The organism is Virgibacillus sp. LDC1 (genome assembly GCF_025792345.1).
Classification (GTDB): Bacteria; Bacillota; Bacilli; order Paenibacillales; family Paenibacillaceae; genus Paenibacillus_AQ; species Paenibacillus_AQ lautus.
This window is the reverse complement of the sequence record NZ_JAOXLZ010000001.1, coordinates 3712651-3728934: the sequence shown is the minus strand read 5'-3', so window position 1 is coordinate 3728934 and position 16284 is coordinate 3712651. Positions and strand designations below refer to the sequence as shown.

At 49.1% G+C, this 16284-nt stretch carries 14 protein-coding genes; 8 read left to right on the top strand and 6 right to left on the bottom strand.

Annotated elements, in window-relative coordinates:
* Window positions 1-46: 46 nt before the first annotated feature.
* From OHJ21_RS16745 to OHJ21_RS16730, 4 genes are all read right to left on the bottom strand, one after another.
* Window positions 47-2428 (bottom strand): ABC transporter permease, encoded by a 2382-nt coding sequence (locus tag OHJ21_RS16745; protein WP_486020604.1) that lies wholly within the window; start codon window positions 2426-2428, stop codon window positions 47-49.
* 6 nt (window positions 2429-2434) lie between these two features.
* Window positions 2435-3199 carry an ABC transporter ATP-binding protein gene (locus OHJ21_RS16740; protein ID WP_486020603.1) on the bottom strand — a complete coding sequence of 255 codons (765 nt, stop codon included), beginning with the start codon at window positions 3197-3199 and terminating at the stop codon, window positions 2435-2437.
* Window positions 3200-3295: 96 nt separating this feature from the next.
* Window positions 3296-4747, bottom strand: coding sequence for a HAMP domain-containing sensor histidine kinase (locus tag OHJ21_RS16735; RefSeq protein WP_486020602.1), 1452 nt, complete (start codon window positions 4745-4747; stop codon window positions 3296-3298).
* Window positions 4748-4752: 5 nt separating this feature from the next.
* The gene (locus OHJ21_RS16730) at window positions 4753-5460 is read right to left on the bottom strand and encodes a response regulator transcription factor (protein ID WP_486020601.1); all 708 of its coding nucleotides are present in this window, start codon (window positions 5458-5460) and stop codon (window positions 4753-4755) included.
* A gap of 257 nt (window positions 5461-5717) precedes the next feature.
* Between OHJ21_RS16730 and OHJ21_RS16725 the strand changes: the two genes are divergently transcribed.
* From OHJ21_RS16725 to rpsN, 4 genes are read left to right on the top strand one after another with little or no spacing between them, the layout of a single operon-like run.
* Window positions 5718-5966 carry a type B 50S ribosomal protein L31 gene (locus OHJ21_RS16725; protein WP_100538703.1) on the top strand — a complete coding sequence of 83 codons (249 nt, stop codon included), beginning with the start codon at window positions 5718-5720 and terminating at the stop codon, window positions 5964-5966.
* Between the two features lie 35 nt (window positions 5967-6001).
* Entirely contained in the window at window positions 6002-6334 is a 333-nt protein-coding gene (locus OHJ21_RS16720; protein WP_486020599.1) for a DUF3024 domain-containing protein, read from the top strand.
* A gap of 48 nt (window positions 6335-6382) precedes the next feature.
* Window positions 6383-7195 carry an AAA family ATPase gene (locus OHJ21_RS16715; RefSeq protein WP_486021050.1) on the top strand — a complete coding sequence of 271 codons (813 nt, stop codon included), beginning with the start codon at window positions 6383-6385 and terminating at the stop codon, window positions 7193-7195.
* 27 nt (window positions 7196-7222) lie between these two features.
* Window positions 7223-7492: a 30S ribosomal protein S14 gene (gene rpsN, locus OHJ21_RS16710; RefSeq protein ID WP_486020598.1), complete on the top strand. Its 270-nt coding sequence runs from the start codon at window positions 7223-7225 to the stop codon at window positions 7490-7492.
* 139 nt (window positions 7493-7631) lie between these two features.
* On the opposite strand, the gene OHJ21_RS16705 is transcribed toward rpsN, so the two are convergent.
* Window positions 7632-9614, bottom strand: coding sequence for a DUF4832 domain-containing protein (locus OHJ21_RS16705; protein WP_486020597.1), 1983 nt, complete (start codon window positions 9612-9614; stop codon window positions 7632-7634).
* 211 nt (window positions 9615-9825) lie between these two features.
* Window positions 9826-10848 (bottom strand): LacI family DNA-binding transcriptional regulator, encoded by a 1023-nt coding sequence (locus tag OHJ21_RS16700; RefSeq protein ID WP_100538699.1) that lies wholly within the window; start codon window positions 10846-10848, stop codon window positions 9826-9828.
* A gap of 356 nt (window positions 10849-11204) precedes the next feature.
* Here OHJ21_RS16700 and OHJ21_RS16695 point away from each other — a divergent pair, with 356 nt between their 5' ends.
* Genes OHJ21_RS16695 through OHJ21_RS16680 form a run of 4 tightly spaced genes read left to right on the top strand, consistent with a single transcriptional unit; the run spans window position 11205 to window position 16257 of the window.
* Window positions 11205-12569 (top strand): DUF4832 domain-containing protein, encoded by a 1365-nt coding sequence (locus OHJ21_RS16695; protein ID WP_486020596.1) that lies wholly within the window; start codon window positions 11205-11207, stop codon window positions 12567-12569.
* On the top strand, window positions 12547-13890 hold the full coding sequence (locus OHJ21_RS16690; protein WP_486020594.1) for an acyltransferase domain-containing protein: 1344 nt from the start codon (window positions 12547-12549) through the stop codon (window positions 13888-13890). Before OHJ21_RS16695 ends, OHJ21_RS16690 begins: the two co-directional genes overlap by 23 nt.
* Window positions 13853-14944: a DUF4832 domain-containing protein gene (locus OHJ21_RS16685; protein ID WP_486020593.1), complete on the top strand. Its 1092-nt coding sequence runs from the start codon at window positions 13853-13855 to the stop codon at window positions 14942-14944. The genes OHJ21_RS16690 and OHJ21_RS16685 overlap by 38 nt, the downstream gene beginning before the upstream one ends.
* Before the next feature lie 47 nt (window positions 14945-14991).
* Entirely contained in the window at window positions 14992-16257 is a 1266-nt protein-coding gene (locus OHJ21_RS16680; protein ID WP_326114571.1) for a Gfo/Idh/MocA family protein, read from the top strand.
* Window positions 16258-16284: the final 27 nt, after the last annotated feature.

Here is a 16284-nt window from a genome sequence, read left to right as displayed (position 1 = left end):
GAAGTAAAAAAGATGACCTCCGAAATTCGGAAGTCATCTTTTGTCCTCATGAATCCATTACCAACACCCGAAGGGAGGTGCGGCGGAGGATTCGCGAAGCCAACCAGCAGCCGCTGACGGCGATAACAAGTGCGATTAGAGCCAGGCCAATGGCCAGAGGCCATTCCATGATAAGCGGCAGCTTGACAATCCCATAAGTAGAGAGCAGACCGCGCAGCACGGCCGGCAATGCGTAGACACCGCAAGCGATACCAACAAGCGCACCGAGCGCAGCCAGTCCGGCAATGCCGCTTGTCAGGGCGCGACGGATGTCGGTTGCAGTCAGGCCAAGCGAGGCATAGATGCCGTATGTTTTCGTTTCCTTCCGTATGTGTAAACGGCAAGTCGTATAAACAATAAGACAAGTGACGGCCATGAACAAAAGGGCCAGCATGCTCATCGGAATGAGCAAAACTGCCGCAGCTTCTTTGAATACGGAATCAAGCAGAACTTCCTGCTTCAGCGCTTGGATGGAGGGGCCATAGCGTTCATTCAGTTGCTGCACAACCGCATCGCTGTCCTTATTGTCCTTTAGCTGAATAAACCCCGCGTCCGGATTTAGCTGCTCCACCAGGTCCGAGGTGACTCGAGCGGTGTTCGACATATTCGAGATGGACTGAAACGTGCCGGTGATCAGCAATTGATGCGGTTTTCCTTCAATGTAGATCGTGAGTACGTCGCCGATATCTTTTTGCAATTTACGGGCGATATTGATTCCGATAGAAATTTCATTAGGCAGTGCAGGATTACGTCCTGCCAGCGAGGCATAACCCATCTCGTCCATGTTTCCTTCCACGACCGTCAAAGGGAGGCTGAACGTCTGTTGAGGGTTGCCATCCCTCCCGGTCTCAGCGATGGCGCCGGTGGCTGACCCGGACCAGTTCAGGTTGAGAACCCGAGCGTCGTTTTCGATATAAGATTGCATTTCAGTTCGATCCAAATGCTCCCCATTGATAACCATAATGGCGATATCCGCATCGTCATAACCCCACTGGGCCGACGTTTCACTAATGCGATAGACACTGGTTACCAGCACGGCCCCAAAGACGAGAACAGCAACCGTGATGTTCATTAGCAGAAAGATCAGTGCTGCGCTTTTTTTGTTGCCGCTAACATGCTTCCAGCCGATGACCGTGGGTACGGACCATCGATCCAGCAGTCTTATGCGGCCACCATGCTGATGGGTACGGCTGTGCGAAGACTCCGACATGCCGTAACGGATCGCTTGAATGGGCTCGATATGGCGTGTCTTGGCAGCATACAGAAGGACGCATAGAAGGATGATGAGCAATAGGCCGAAGCCAGTCCAGATGGCAACGTCTGCCGCTTGAACGGGAACAGTTGCTGTCTCGGATTTGAGGAAAGACAGGGAATTCTGGATGATGACATCTGAAAGGAGGCGGCTTGCAATCAGAGCGGGTACCAAGGCGATAACCGCCATGAACCCGTACTGCAGCATATAAGTGCCGATGATTCGTTCGGAGGTCATGCCAATTGATTTGAGAATGCCGATCGTGCGGTAATTGGCAAGGATCGTGTCTGTGATTGTAAAGCCGATCGTAAGCAAGGCGACGACGATCATGACCAGACCGAGGAAACTCATCACAAAGCCGATCACCTTGTTCATGATAAAGTAAAAGGCCGACAGTTCGGCAAACGATACGCGTTCCTCCAAAAACGGCAATCCGAGCGCCTGCTCAAAGCGCTGCCAATATTGCCCGCTTTGTTCGGGATGCGCATAGCGAAGTGACAACATGTAGTGTTCCGGTGTATCCAAGCTGCCCATGGTTGACCGATAGTCGGCTTCGTTCATCCATATGCGGGCCGTGGTCGAGAAAGGACCGCCATGGGATATGTCGATGACAATGGCGCCGATCGTGAAAGGTACGGGTACCGCCCCTGAGGTGAACATCAATTCATCGCCGATGTGCATGTCGTATTTGTAGGCAAGCGAGGTGGGGATCCAGATCTCGCCGGCTTCCGGAACGGTCAGATGCTCAGGGCCTGAACCGGGAAGAGGATTGTTGACCCCGTGCGGCATCGGAGGGGTATTGATCATATACAGATAAAGATTGGGCAACTCTTCCCCGTTAAAGACCAGTCCCGTCCACGGCTTGTAAGGGATTAAGCTGGAGGCGGTTACGCCTTCTTGGCTGGACCACCAGTCGGCTACCATTTGTTCGTCATGCAGCCCGCGGGTCATATTTATGACTTCATGGGCACCCTGAGCAGCCGTATGGCGATCGTTGAATACATTTTCCGTATTCATCAAGACCGTGAATGCGGTGCTGACTAATAGAGCGGATAGGGCAATAAGCAATGCAATCAGCGTGTTTTGCATTTTTCTTTTGCGCAGGTTGCCCCAGCACAGTATCAATATAGATCGCATCTCTGACTACCTCCTCCCGGTGACATAAGCAAAGATCATCGCTTCCCGTTCGGACGCTTGTTCCGGCGTATAGGGCCCCATATCCAGCGTGCCGCCGATCTTGCCGTCGCGAATGTAGATGAGGCGATTGCCGCGGCAGGCTGCCTTCATGTCGTGGGTGACCATGACAATCGATTGACCATCCGCATGCATCCGGCTCAATATATCAAGCACCGTAACGCCTTGTTCATAGTTCAGGCTGCCGGTAGGTTCATCGGCGAAGATGATGTCTGGGTTATTGATGAGCGCCCTTGCGATTGCCGCCCGCTGCTGCTGACCTCCGGATACTTGGGAAGGCAGCCTGCTGCTCTGTTTACCAAGGGACAGATTAACCATCAACTCATGTGCCCTTTGCCGTACTTGTTCCTTGTCCTGATTAGCGATATATCCAGGGAGGGCAATGTTATCGAACAGCGACAGATCCGGTACAAGGTTACTGTTTTGATAGATAAAGCCGATCCGATTTGCCCGAAAACGTGCAAGCTCCTTGGCTGAAAATTGGTCCAGGCGCTGTCCCTGCAAACTGACTTCTCCGGTGGTTACTTCATCAAGTCCGCTGAGCAAGTACAGCAAGGTGGACTTTCCCGACCCGGAATCGCCCATGATGACGGTAAAGTCTCCTTCATATATGGACAGATCGACATTGCGGATGGCATGAAATTGTTCCTTGCCGGTGGTGTAGGTTTTGCATAAATGACCGGCTTGGAGCATAACGGTTTTGCTTGAAAGCATAATATGATCTCCTCTCTTTATCTCCCACTGCCATCAAAGTATAGAGGACGAATCTTGCACATTTGTTATCAAATTATAAATAAAGTATGACAGGAGTCAGCTGAGAGGTAGAGTTAAGCAGAAGGTCGTTCCCTGCTGCTGTTGGCTGTGAAAAGAGATCGCGCCTCCATGCGCCTCCATGATATATTTGCAAATCGACAAACCAAGTCCGACCCCTTGGCGCTCGGTCAATTGGCCGGCAGTTCGTTGTGAAACGTTACCCTGGTAGTACCGTTCAAAAATAAAAGGCATATCCTGCGGGGATATCCCGCTGCCAGTATCGGAGACGATGATGTGTAAGCAGGATGTTTCCGTTTGTTCTTCAACAGCGAGACGAATCGTATCCCCGGGTTCCGTATGCTTCAGTGCGTTTGTGACCAGATTGGCAATGACCTGCTCGATCCGTACAGCATCGAAGCGGACAAGTAAGTTAGGAATTGCAGTAGGCTCTTCGCAGCGTACGCCCATCGTTCGTATGTAATGGCTCAATGCCCTAAAGATAGGCTCCAGCGTTGGAGCGCTGTATTGATCGATCGGATGTACAGCAATCTGTTCCAGATCGCGCAGCGCGTGCAGCAGCAAATCGTCGACGAGCACGGCCATTTTGCTAGTATTTGCGTGCACGACTTCAAGGTAAGTCATCGCACTTGGCAGATCGGGGCACATCCCTTCGCGAATGGCTTCAATATATGCTTTGATTGTCGCCAGCGGAGTTTTCAAGTCATGAGACAGATTGGATATGAGTTCTTTATGCGACTGGTTGTGCGCAGCTTGCTGGATATGTAAATGACGGATCTCTTCACGCATGAGATCAAATACGGCATAAAGCTCCCCGACCTCGTTGCCGCTTGTCCATTCGGCGCGCTGCTCGTAATCGCCCTTCAATATGGCTTCCGCGTAAGGCTTAAGCTCGGCAACAGGCTGGATCAGGTCATGCCGCACCCGGCGTCCGATGGAGAAGAATAAATAAAGCAGCGTCAAAAGCGCCAGTGAGAGCATGATCCATGGCACAAAGCTAAATGAGTCGAAGGAGGGCATTACTGGGGCCAAGGCAGAAGCCGGGACCGCAAATTGGGCGTAACCCACAAAGGTTTTGGTGCTGGCATCCTGCAGCGGAAAAGCGAGATGATAGTAGGGCGGTTTCCTATCGGAAATACGAAGCGTATAGTCCAGTTCGAAGCGTGGATTAATTCGTTGTTTCGATGAATTTTCGCTATCATATGTCACCGTTCCATCAGGAAAAACAACCTTGAGGCCGACCCGCGTCTCCTGAATCCAGTCGGTTAATTGCCGACGGATCGGGGCATCGGATAGCAGCAATTCCGCATGCTCATTTTCCAGGGTATGGACAATCGGATTCGCCAGTACGCGAATGTGCTTCATGATTGTTGACTGAGCTGGCTGCTTTGAGGAGCTAATAAGACTGAGCCAGACGACAGAGAGTATGATCGTGATGATGGATAGTCCGGCTCCCCAGAGTCGTTTTGAATACCAAGTTTTCCAGTCCATAAGGGCTACTCATCTCCATCGGGAGTGAATTTATAACCGACGCCCCACACCGTTTTGATGTAGGAGGATTTGATTTCGGTTCGTTCCAGTTTATCGCGTAGTCTTCTTATGTAGACAGTGATCGTATTATCCTCGACATAAGCGGAATACCCCCATACATGATCCAGCAGCTGCGATTTGGTAAACACCTGATTAGGGTTGGAAGCCAAAAAGTACAGCAAATCAAATTCTTTGGCGGATAAAGAAATTTCCAGTTGTCCGGCCATGACCTTGCGGGCATTTTTATCAATCGAAAGGGTGCCGAATTGCAATCGCTGCGGTGGGGATACCTGAAGCTTCGGATCCGCGATTCTGCGCAAATGTGCCTGAACGCGGGCGACCAGTTCACTGAGCGAGAAGGGCTTGGTCATATAATCATCGGCACCAAAACCCAGGGCAAGGACTTTGTCCGTGTCGCTGCTGCGGGCGCTTAAAATAAGGATGGGCGCAGCCGTCAATGTGCGGAGCTTGCGGCACACCTCAATGCCGTCAGCATCAGGCAATGTCAGATCGAGAATGATAAAATCCGGCTGCCGGTGGCGGACTGCCTGCAATCCGTCGCCGGCATTCTCCGTGATGAACGTGCTGAATCCCTGAACACGTAAATAGTCATTCACAATGCGCGAGATATCCTGTTCATCTTCAATGATCAGTACTGTTTTAGCAGAATTCATTCATAAGTCGCCCCTGTTCCGTATGCTTGAAATGGTGAATCCATTATAGCATGGGCCGGAATGAAGGATAGGGAAAACAAGGGGAATCTTACCAATTGAAGGCTTGGTAAGCAGTGAAGAAGCGTTTCCATGCCTGAATCCAGTCATTAGGTTGACAGCGGAGATCATTTATCTTATATTCATTCATATACTTATTCGTAATGTTTACGATTAAGACAAGAAAGAGTCAAGCGACTCGGAAGGAAAAGAGGATTTCAATGCAAAAAGGAATACATCCAACCTTTCAAAAGGTCATATTTCTGGATGCGAGCGTAGGTTATAAATTTCTTAGCGCTTCTACGAAGACTTCTTCGGAAACGATGGAATGGGAAGACGGTCATACCTATCCGGTTATACGTGTGGATTCGAGTTCTGCATCGCATCCTTTCTTTACGGGGAAACAGAAGAATGCCGAAATCGGCGGGCGTGTCGATAGGTTTAAGCAGCGATTACATTATAAAAAGTAATCCAGTCACGAACTATGGATCGATAGGAGGCGTCGATGGATAGCTTTACGAAGAAGAGAATAAGCGCCATTCTTGAAGCTTATATCGCTCTTAAGGTTCCTGGTGATTTAAGAGCGGAGGTACGCTTAACCTACCGGTTTCATGAGAGTACCGTTATTTTATCGGAAGAAAGACCTGATTGGCTTCAACGAAAATGGGATTCCACCGAATTGGTTCATTTTTGCCTCAAGGAAAATGGATGGCGCGTATACGCCAGACAAAACGGCAATGAGTGGGCTCCCCTATCTTCCATACCGCCCAGCAAGGATTTTGAAGATGTGCTGGAGCAGGTGGAAATGGATACGCAAGAGGTCATCTGGGTCACATAACCCCATTTAAATACCATGATTCATGCAGTGAAGGAGCAGCAGCCGACAATGAGCAAAAGCAATGCTGGCCCGCGTCTTCCCCGGGCCAAGGGAATTGATATGGCAACCTATTATTCGCCTAGGGATTGCGCCAAAAAGGTTAGGCATCTGATCTTGTCCGATTTTAATCAAAAAATCGTGGATGAGTTTATTTCGATTTTGGGAATGAGGGAGGAATTTGAGAAGTTTCACGTTCCCATTCCTAACAAAGTCGTAATGTACGGCCCCCCTGGAACCGGAAAAACCTTAACGGCTTTCTATCTGGCTAACGTTCTCGAACTTCCGCTTGTCCTGGTTCGCCTGGACGCGATCATCCATAGCCACCTGGGTGAAACGGGCAGCAATATCCGCAAAATATTCGATTATGCAGGCATGTTCCCCTGCGTGCTGTTTCTTGATGAGTTCGATGCCATTGCAAGGACGAGGGACAACAACGATGAAGTTAAGGAGATGGCGCGTGCCGTCAATACATTACTGCAATGCCTCGATGACTTTGGGGATAAGAGCATTATGATGGCGGCCACCAATTTGGAGAAGGATCTGGATCAGGCGGTATGGCGCAGATTCGATACCAAGATGACGTATTCGTTGCCGGACAAGGGGGAGAGGCAGCAATATATCCAAATCCTGATTGGAGAATTTCAATGTGATGAGGCAGCTATAACTGAAGTTAGCGAGCAGCTTGAAGGCTGCAGCTTTGCCGACATTGAGCAAATTATTTTGAAAGCCAAACGAAAAGCGATTATAGAGCGGCAACCGCTGCAAAGGAGACATATCCAAGAATCTTGCGATGAATATAAGCCTGCTGCAGCAAGTTCTTAACTTAAATAAAGGGAGGTATGATGACGAATGGCGAAAAAATCCAAAGTCGTGAAGGAACTAAAAAGACAGGAGATAGTTGCTAAATATGCGCAGAAACGCAGGGAATTGAAAGAAAGGGGCGATTATGAGGCCTTGCAGAAACTGCCACGCGACTCTTCCGCAACAAGGCTGCACAATCGATGTGCCGTCAGCGGCAGACCAAGAGGTTACATCAGTAAATTCGGCGTTTCCCGAATCGTGTTTCGTGAACTGGCCCATAAGGGACAAATTCCGGGCGTGAAGAAGTCCAGCTGGTAGCATTGACAGGTTCACGGTTACCTAATCTGTGCAGAACTGGGTAAAGGGACGGTTTTATTTGAATTCTTAGGTGAACAACAGCTATCGGGTTATTCCCGATAGCTGTTGTTCATCGTTTCGGATCAGCCCGCGGCTTTCCTTATTTTGTCCATGTGCCGATCTTATAGGCTCCGTCTGAAAGGCGTTCCGTATTAGCAAAATCAACCCCGGGTTGGTTCGTGGACGGATTAAGAATCGCGATGGCCAGCTCATAGGTTCCGTGTGGCAGCGCGTTGGTGGAGATAGAGCCTGAGGCCGTATGCAAACCAGTCCTCCAGGTTCTTAAGTCCGCAGAAGTGGACTGGCGTGCTACGATATGGCCCCCGCTGCGCAGCTGAACTTCAACAGGCCAGTGGAACGGGAAGTGTTGAACCCCCTTATTTTCCACGACGATGGATACATCGAGCGTGTCTCCGGTATTCACTTGCGGATATGCAGCCTTGTTCACAACAAAGTGATAGCCCATTCGTTTCTTCAGCGTATCCATATTGCCCTGCAAAGGATTGCCCAGCGCCAAGGAAGCTGGAGAATTTGGTCCAAGCCAGCTTGGTTTGCTAAGCTCGGTTTGCCGCAGCGTCTCATTAAAGCCGCTCCCTGTCGTGAGCGAAGCATTCAGACCATAGGCGCCCCCGTAAAATTCGCCGCCAGAGACGCGAGTGTCCCAGAAGTTGGCATGGTTTGGCTGCTGCTGGCCGATATCATCCCAATAACCGTTCTGTGTGCCGGTATACCATCCCCATTCGGAATCAAAGCTCGGCTGATCTCCGAACACGTCATTATACATGCCGAGAATCAGACCCTTGTTATTATTTTTGGCCAATTCGACGCTTCGTCTGATCAATAGCTGCGTATGCTCCTCCTGATCGGCAAACGCATCGATATAGTGCTGAATGTACTGGTTGGAAATGGGGTTCGGAGGAAACGCGCCCGTATAGTTGCTTTCCCCATTAGGTCCGATATAAGGCCAGGTGTGGAATTCCGCCCAATGGCCGAGTGAACCGATTTGCACAAAAGCGATCGGGCTGTCAGCCGTGTCGTAATGCTCCGCAATCGCTTCGATCGCAAGTTTGTGGCGGGCGATCAGATAATCGGAGCTGTAATTAGGGGAGAACCCCGTGTTGTTGCCGGCTCCCATACCACCGGTTTCATCTTGGTAGGCCTTACCTGGAGATTGTCCCAAACTCACCATGTCATTGTACAGCCAGTCAGGAATATCCCGGTGAGGCGCGCCCGAAGGACTGTCCAGAATAAAGCGCAGCACCACCTTGACGCCGCGGCTTTGCCAATAGTCGAAATGATTGGACGCTTCAATCGCACTGAAATCATAGTTGCCTTTTGTTGGCTCTAGCTCCTTCCAGGTGACACCGGCATACACGAGACGGTGGTCCTGAGGGTAATGGGTTGATTTGGCTGAAGGAGCCCAACCCTTAAACGGGTTATTGAGCGGATCATTCAGCTCGCTTGGGTGAAATTCAATCATTTCTTCTCCGGGATTACCTTCATTAAGCGTATAAACGGGAAGCGGCTGGTTCTGCGCTGGCAGGCGATTGACATCCGAATGGTTGTCCAGATAACCCATGTTCACGCTGCTGCCTGCAGCAAGTCCAAGTGTGGCGAGAGGGAGTGCGGCTTCAATAATAGATGAGGTGCGCACGTATTGAGAAGAAGGGAGGGTGGAAGACCAATCCCAATTCCAGCTGCTGCCATTCCCGGAGTAGCGGTAAAGCGATTGATTTTCGAGGAGCCATTCAATGCCGGTCGTCCCCCATCCGAAGGCTTGATATCCGGTCGTAGCATTCTGGTCCGTATTCAGCCAGAAGCTCCCCGTTGTCGTGCTAAGTCCTGAGCCTTCCACAAGCAGATAAAGATTCTTGTCATCGTGGGAAGCCTTTAAGACGCTAGCGGTTCCCGAATTCGTGGAAATCACCGGAAGCCCTTCCCAGTCACTCGGATCACCATCGACAACGATCGAAGCGGCTTCTGCAGTCGAAATAAAGAGGGAAAAAGGGGACAAGGTAAGGAGAATGGCCGTCATCGTAAAAATAGCGAACGTCATTTTCATGTGAATACCCCATGCTTTCATGTCAAACCTCCTCACAGAATGATTGGTGTCATAAAGCTGCAAGTCCAAACGTCTTGTTAACATTGGATTCATTCTACCGAATCCGAAGCTCTCACCTCCTTTCCAATGCAGCTTCCTAACTTCTTACACCCCAGAAAAAAAGAGCACCGTGTCCGGTGCTTCATGTGCAATGCGTTGATGAATGTATTCATTTCGACTTCCTAATCTCCCTTTAAGTGGAACTGCGTACGACCAAGCGGGTAGGCAAAATGACCTTCTTGGGGAGCAGATGATTTCCGTTCATTCTGTCGATCAGGTTGTCGACGGCAACCATGCCAATTTCTTTTGTCGGTACATCGATCGTTGACAGAGGAGGATTGGAATACTTGGATACCTCGATATTGGATAAACCTATGACAGCCACTTCATTAGGAACGGAAATGCCGTTGTTATACAAGCCGTTGAGGGCGGCCATGGCCATTAGATCGCTGCCTGCAAAGAAGGCGGTTGGGCCATTTTTGGTTTTACATAAATGATTTATTTTTTCAATGCAGACCGCTTCATCCCACATGCAATCAATAACCCAATCGGGATTCACCGACATTCCGGCAGCATGCATGGTGGCGTAGTAGCCTCGGTAACGGCGGCTGTCTTTCAGGTTATTCGTTAATCCGCTTCCCCCGATATAACCAATCTGGGTGTGGCCTTTGTCAATGAGATGATTGACGGCCATCGAAGCAACATTGTAATGATCATAGCCCACATTATCGATATCCCCGCGCTCGGTATCAATCCCCACGATATAAGGAACCTGCTTGCGTATATACTCATAGGTTTCGCTGTTCAACGATTCCATAAGAATCAGACCGGTAATCGGTTCGCTGAAGGTATTGAAAAGGATCTTGCTGTCATTCAGTTCGATTCCAGTCCGAATAAAGGAAATGTTATATCCCGCACTCAGCAATCGCTCTTCCACACCAGATAAGATCGACATGAAATAAGGATCGTTGTATTTATCTTTTGTAACGCTTAGTACACAACCGATTTTGATATGCGATTTGCTTTCGGAATGATCCTTGGTTGAAACTTTTCGCTTGGGACTTGAAGTGATTTTATAGTTCAACTGCGTAACCGCCTGCCAAACTCGTTCCCGGGTTTCGTCCGTGATTTTATATTTTGTATCGTTGTTTAAAACTCTGGATACGGTGGCAGTAGATACATTTGCTAATTTAGCAACATCCCGAATGGTACTCATAAATAAACACATTCTCCTTTTAAGTTACGAATAGTCACCATTTAGAGTTTATAGGAATGTTACACGGTAAACAATGATGGACTCGTTGATCGTTATGTTGCGTTTCGTGTTACGTGAGTTTGTTACGTTCTCTAAGTTTATATGTATTCATGATTAAAATCAATCATAACATGTTTCTGTCGTGCTATGTTACCTGAAATTTTAAAAAATTAAAAATTGTTATTGCAAGGATATATAGGGATGATATAACATGAAATCACGAAACGATTGCAAGAATTTACGTTGTTTTGTTACGTAAGATTAACGTAACAAAACAACGGCGTATGGTAAGCAGGCGGCGGGGGGCTGATCAGAACATGGACAAAGCAGTAACGGTTTACCCCATTAGGTTAGAAGACATCCTAAACAACCCGGGCATTGGTTTTACAGCAGCACCGGGGTTAATGGGGAACCTGGATCGGATCTGCGACAATCGAGGGGAAGAGCACAAGAAATATAAGTTCACGGAAGACAGCAGAACGTATAATCATCCCGACAGCAAAGTGTATTTCTGCAGCGTGCGCTGGCGGGACGTGGAAGTTCGCCAAGGGGAATACAGGTGGGAAGTCCTTGAGGAAAAGCTGGACTACGCAAAATCGATGGGCTGTACGGCCGTGGTTCGCTGTTCCCCATACGCGTTAAGCGAAGAAGATGATATACCGGCTTGGTATCGTGCGGAATATCCGGAGGAGCCCGACTTTCCGTTCTGGAGAGTAGACCCAGAGACCACACCATATGTGCTGTATTGGTCTAGCTTTATCCAGGCGTTTGCCGCACGGTTTGACGGACACCCGGTCATAAGCTCAATTGATTTGACGATTGTAGGGGCCTGGGGAGAAGGCGGCGGGACCGAGTTTTTAAAGCCGGAGGCCATTAAACGCATTACAGATGCCTACTTGGACGGATTTAAAATAACGCCTCTCCAAGCTCTGCTGCATGATCCCCTGTCGATCAGCATTGTAAAAGAGCGCAAAGCCAAAGTGGGCTTTCGCGTCGATTGCTTGGGTGATATGGGCGGCTTTCATGGAAATCAGTGGTCTCATATGACGGATTTCTATCCCCAGAATATTCAGAATTTCAAGATGGGAGATGCCTGGGAGAAGGCTCCGATTCTATTTGAAGCATGCTGGCACATGAATGATTGGTATCTTCAGGGCTGGGATATGGATTATATCATTCAAGAAACGCTGAAGTGGCATATTTCATCCTTTAATAATAAAGGAACGGTAGTCCCCGAAGCGTGGAAAGAGAAGGTCAAGGCTTGGCTGAACAAGATGGGATACCGCTTTGAATTGAGGAAATTCACGTACGATTCGAGGGTGAATGCGGGTGGTCAGCTAAAAATCAGTGCATTGTGGGCTAATGTAGGAGTAGCCCCGATCTATAATCATTATCCGCTGGTCGTGAGGCTTACTGGCCAGGATCAAACCTATACGCTGCACAGCGGGGAGGATATCAGGGAGTGGCTGCCGGACGAAGATATTGTTTGGGAAGAAAGTTTGGGTTTACCTGGTAATATGTCCGAAGGTGAATATCGTTTGGAGATTGGCATCGAAACCGGTGTGAAGGAAATCGGGAATATCCAGCTGGCCATCGAGGGAAACAACGACGGCTATTACCCGATGGGCAAGCTATTCGTTGAACAAGGGAGGAAGGCATATGGAGAGTCGGATGAATTTTAAAGAGTGTACAACCATTTGTGATTTTGATTACCTGCCGGAAGGCTTGGAAGCGAAATACGATCGCTACCAACCGGATGGCAAGCCCCATCTCATTCCCAGGGATTTCCTGTCTGGAATCTTTGAGCAGCATCAAATTCCTGAACATACCCGGCAGTGGCTCATTCATGGGGTTGAGGCGATAGAAAAGGACGCCGTACTATTTCACTTCACCCAATTTTTAGTGGAGGATATGTGCACTTTGCGCAATCGCTGTGATGAGACCCATTATACGAATATGACACCAGGATGCATGAAGCAATACGGAGAATTATACTCCTTTCTTTTGCTGCTGGCCTGCGTTGTTCCTTCCATGAACAAGCTGGAGGCGCGTTCCGTACCTAAAGCCTACTACGAGCAGATCCCTCAACAGCCCCTGAAGCCTCAATTGGAAAAGTTGGTGCTGCACGGCGATGCCAAGGTTCATGATTTTCCATGGGTGATGAATTTTTATACCTGCTCCATCTTTCTGTTAGACCGGTTTTATTTTATCCCCTACCGATTTGAGGATCCCTTCACCATGTTCCGTCATGTGAACACGCAGGAGGTCATGGCCCTTCGGCACGCAGGCGAAGAATTTCGCAGTGATGGACAACGGAACGGAATCAATGATGTATATGATCTTCAAGGAAACTTCACCTCGGAATGGCACGAGAACGCCGAGTTCGTTATTGCTAATCGGATAAATCCCATGGGATTCGTTGAGAGAGAAACGACGCCGATCCTAAAGAAGGAATGGGAACCGGTACTTCAAAAAGGGGATACGCTGTTAGCGCTTCACATCCCATCCGGACCCGGGTACACACCGGACAGGCTGAAGAGTTCCATGGAGATGGCTGCTGCATTCTATGACCAGTACTTTCCGGAGTTACCCGTCAAAGGCTTCTGGAGCTCAAGCTGGCTTTATGATACAAGGCTGTCGCTTATCCTGGACCATGAAAAAAGCAATATCGTCCTCGTTCAACAACAATTCTATAACTATCCGACCATGGAAGGGGACGGCATGCTGCGTTATGAAGCGTTTGGCGACAGGAGGGCAGATCCGGTCCGAAGCCCCGGCGAATATACAACCTCACTGCAAAAGGCAGCAGCGGCGTATATGGAAACGGGAGCCCGTTTTAACACATTAAGCATGATTGTATTAAGGGAAGATATTGAAAGGATTGGCAGCCGGCCGTATATAACCGATGCAGATATCGAGCAATTTCACAGAACCGTTGACAGCCATTTGCAAAGGAGAGAAGAGGATGGGGAAATACTCGCTCGAAAACTACGAGAAGTATAAAACCGTAAAAATCCGACCGCAACCCCTATTGAACAGGGAGTTTGATACAAACCTGGGGCAATTCGAATACGTCTCCTTTTCCTGGAGAACGCTTGAGCCGGTTCGAGGAGAATACAGGCTTGAAGCGATCCATGAAGCACTGCATACGGCCCAAAATCCCATTCTTGTCCTGGTACCGGAATTGCCGATCTGGGCTCCGGATTACGCGCCTGATTGTTTTGCGGCTTTGATCCGAAAAGTCGGGAGCTATATTGACTCCGACAGACGCTTAACAGCCGTTCTGATATCAACCTTAGCTGACAGTAAGGAAGAATGGAACGCTTATATGGAGTCGTTTGAGGTGCAGACGCTGCTAGCCGAACTGCAGAATGACAGACTGATTCAGCATCTAAGAGAACGCAGTCGCGGGTTTGGCCTGCTGGTGAAGTGCAGTGAGGAGAATTGGATCGAATGCTGTGAGGCCTTTGCCATACATAAGCTGCAGAAGGCATGGAAGCGCTACCAGGTGGTCCTTCATGTGACCGATGACATTTGCGGCCCTCATACCAGACGCGAGGCATATCGCTGGCACGCCGGCCTCTCCAATCTGAATATAGGGCTTGGATATCATCTGGCTTTACGTAGACTGACTTATCCGGAAACCGTATATAGCCGTGGGAGTTTGCCGCTGCGATTCTGGTTTGTCAACGGGGGCAGTTCGAGAATTTATCGGGAATTTCAGTTATGGGTGCAGTTAAAGCAGGGGGAGGTTTCCTACGAATATCCCTTGCACGCAGCCACGCATTCCTGGTTAACCGGGGACCTTGTCCATAACGAGATGGTCCCCTTGAAGGATATGTTACCGGGAAGATATACGCTGAGTATAGCACTCTATTTCGAAGACCGGTCGTATATCCCCCTACATATACAGAACCCGCAGCAGGATGGGTATTATGAGGCAGGCACAATACAAGTCGAACTATCCGATGAGGATCCGCTCATGAATATTTGGGATACTTATTATCCGGAAGGATATTATCCCTTGGAAGATCCTGTGGTTCCAGAACAGGAATAGATGTTTCGAACAAGATGGTTAGGACAAATACGAGTTTGCTGGAGGTTATGGATTTGAAGTTAGCATTAATCGGCGCAGGACAAAGAGGCATGATCTACGCAAGGCATGCATACCCAAGCGAGGACATTGTTGCGGTCGTTGAACCGGATGACAGCAGAAGAAAGGCGGCAGCGGACGAGTTTCAGATTCCCTTGGAGAAACAATTTGAATCCGTAGATGAATTTTATCGGCTCGGCAAAATATGCGATGCCGTCATTGTTTCTTCCATGGACCGTGATCATTACGCGCAAACGATGAGAGCGCTTGATCTTGGCTATGATATTTTGCTGGAAAAGCCCATTTCGCCAAGTCCGGAAGAAAGCTTGAGAATACAACGAAAAGCCAATGAAACAGGTCGGAAAGTGATTGTATGCCATGTACTCAGATATACGAACTTCTTTGCGGAAATCAAGAAAATCATCGATAGCCAAGAGCTCGGCAAGATCGTGACCATTCAGCATAACGAGAATATCGGCAATTTCCATATGGCGCACTCCTTTGTACGAGGCAACTGGAGGAGAAGCGACCTGGCCAGTCCGATTATCATGCAGAAGTCCTGCCATGACATGGATATTCTGGCCTGGCTGGTGGACAGTCAAGCGAAACGGATCTCTTCCTATGGCAGCCTGACTTATTTTAAGGCGGAGAATGCACCGGCAGGCAGTGCGGAACGATGCCTTGACTGTAAGGTAGCAGCAAACTGCCGATTCGATGCAAGAAAAGCCTATTTGCCTATAAGGGGCCAATGGCCCGCTACCGTCATTTCGGCGGATCAGAGCGAAGAGGGACTGCTCCAAGCGCTCGCAACGAGTCCTTACGGACGCTGTGTTTATCGGCTTGACAATGATGTGTGCGACCATCAAGTCACCGTGATCGAGTTCAAAAACGGAGTAACGGCAACGTTTAATTTAAGCGGATTCACCAACAAAATGTACCGTACGCTCAAAATCATGTGCGAGCATGGGGAAATTCGAGGCGACGATAACTTGAACATTATCGAAGTCACCCGCTTTAACTCCAATATGGCAGAACCCGTTCAGCAAACCGTCATTCGGCCGGCAACGGTGAGCGGTGGACATAACGGCGGCGATACCGGTCTGATGAACGACTTTTTGGAGAATCTGGGGAATGCCGACTTCAGCAGCAGATCCTCCATCGACATGTCCGTCGAAAGCCATATCATGGCCTATGCCGCGGAAGAGGCGAGAATTACGGGTACCGTGGTCGATCTGGATCAACTTAAGGAGAGGCTGCAGCAGAGCATTTTGGCATAATCGTTTAATCACATTGCAAAGGAAGTG

Coding starts and splice junctions, on each gene's coding strand:
- OHJ21_RS16745 (WP_486020604.1), bottom strand. CDS start 2,428: ATGCGATCTATATTGATACTGTGCTGGGGCAACCTGCGCAAAAGAAAA.
- OHJ21_RS16740 (WP_486020603.1), bottom strand. CDS start 3,199: ATGCTTTCAAGCAAAACCGTTATGCTCCAAGCCGGTCATTTATGCAAA.
- OHJ21_RS16735 (WP_486020602.1), bottom strand. CDS start 4,747: ATGGACTGGAAAACTTGGTATTCAAAACGACTCTGGGGAGCCGGACTA.
- OHJ21_RS16730 (WP_486020601.1), bottom strand. CDS start 5,460: ATGAATTCTGCTAAAACAGTACTGATCATTGAAGATGAACAGGATATC.
- OHJ21_RS16725 (WP_100538703.1), top strand. CDS start 5,718: ATGCAAAAAGGAATACATCCAACCTTTCAAAAGGTCATATTTCTGGAT.
- OHJ21_RS16720 (WP_486020599.1), top strand. CDS start 6,002: ATGGATAGCTTTACGAAGAAGAGAATAAGCGCCATTCTTGAAGCTTAT.
- OHJ21_RS16715 (WP_486021050.1), top strand. CDS start 6,383: ATGAGCAAAAGCAATGCTGGCCCGCGTCTTCCCCGGGCCAAGGGAATT.
- rpsN (WP_486020598.1), top strand. CDS start 7,223: ATGGCGAAAAAATCCAAAGTCGTGAAGGAACTAAAAAGACAGGAGATA.
- OHJ21_RS16705 (WP_486020597.1), bottom strand. CDS start 9,614: ATGAAAGCATGGGGTATTCACATGAAAATGACGTTCGCTATTTTTACG.
- OHJ21_RS16700 (WP_100538699.1), bottom strand. CDS start 10,848: ATGAGTACCATTCGGGATGTTGCTAAATTAGCAAATGTATCTACTGCC.
- OHJ21_RS16695 (WP_486020596.1), top strand. CDS start 11,205: ATGGACAAAGCAGTAACGGTTTACCCCATTAGGTTAGAAGACATCCTA.
- OHJ21_RS16690 (WP_486020594.1), top strand. CDS start 12,547: ATGGAGAGTCGGATGAATTTTAAAGAGTGTACAACCATTTGTGATTTT.
- OHJ21_RS16685 (WP_486020593.1), top strand. CDS start 13,853: ATGGGGAAATACTCGCTCGAAAACTACGAGAAGTATAAAACCGTAAAA.
- OHJ21_RS16680 (WP_326114571.1), top strand. CDS start 14,992: ATGGATTTGAAGTTAGCATTAATCGGCGCAGGACAAAGAGGCATGATC.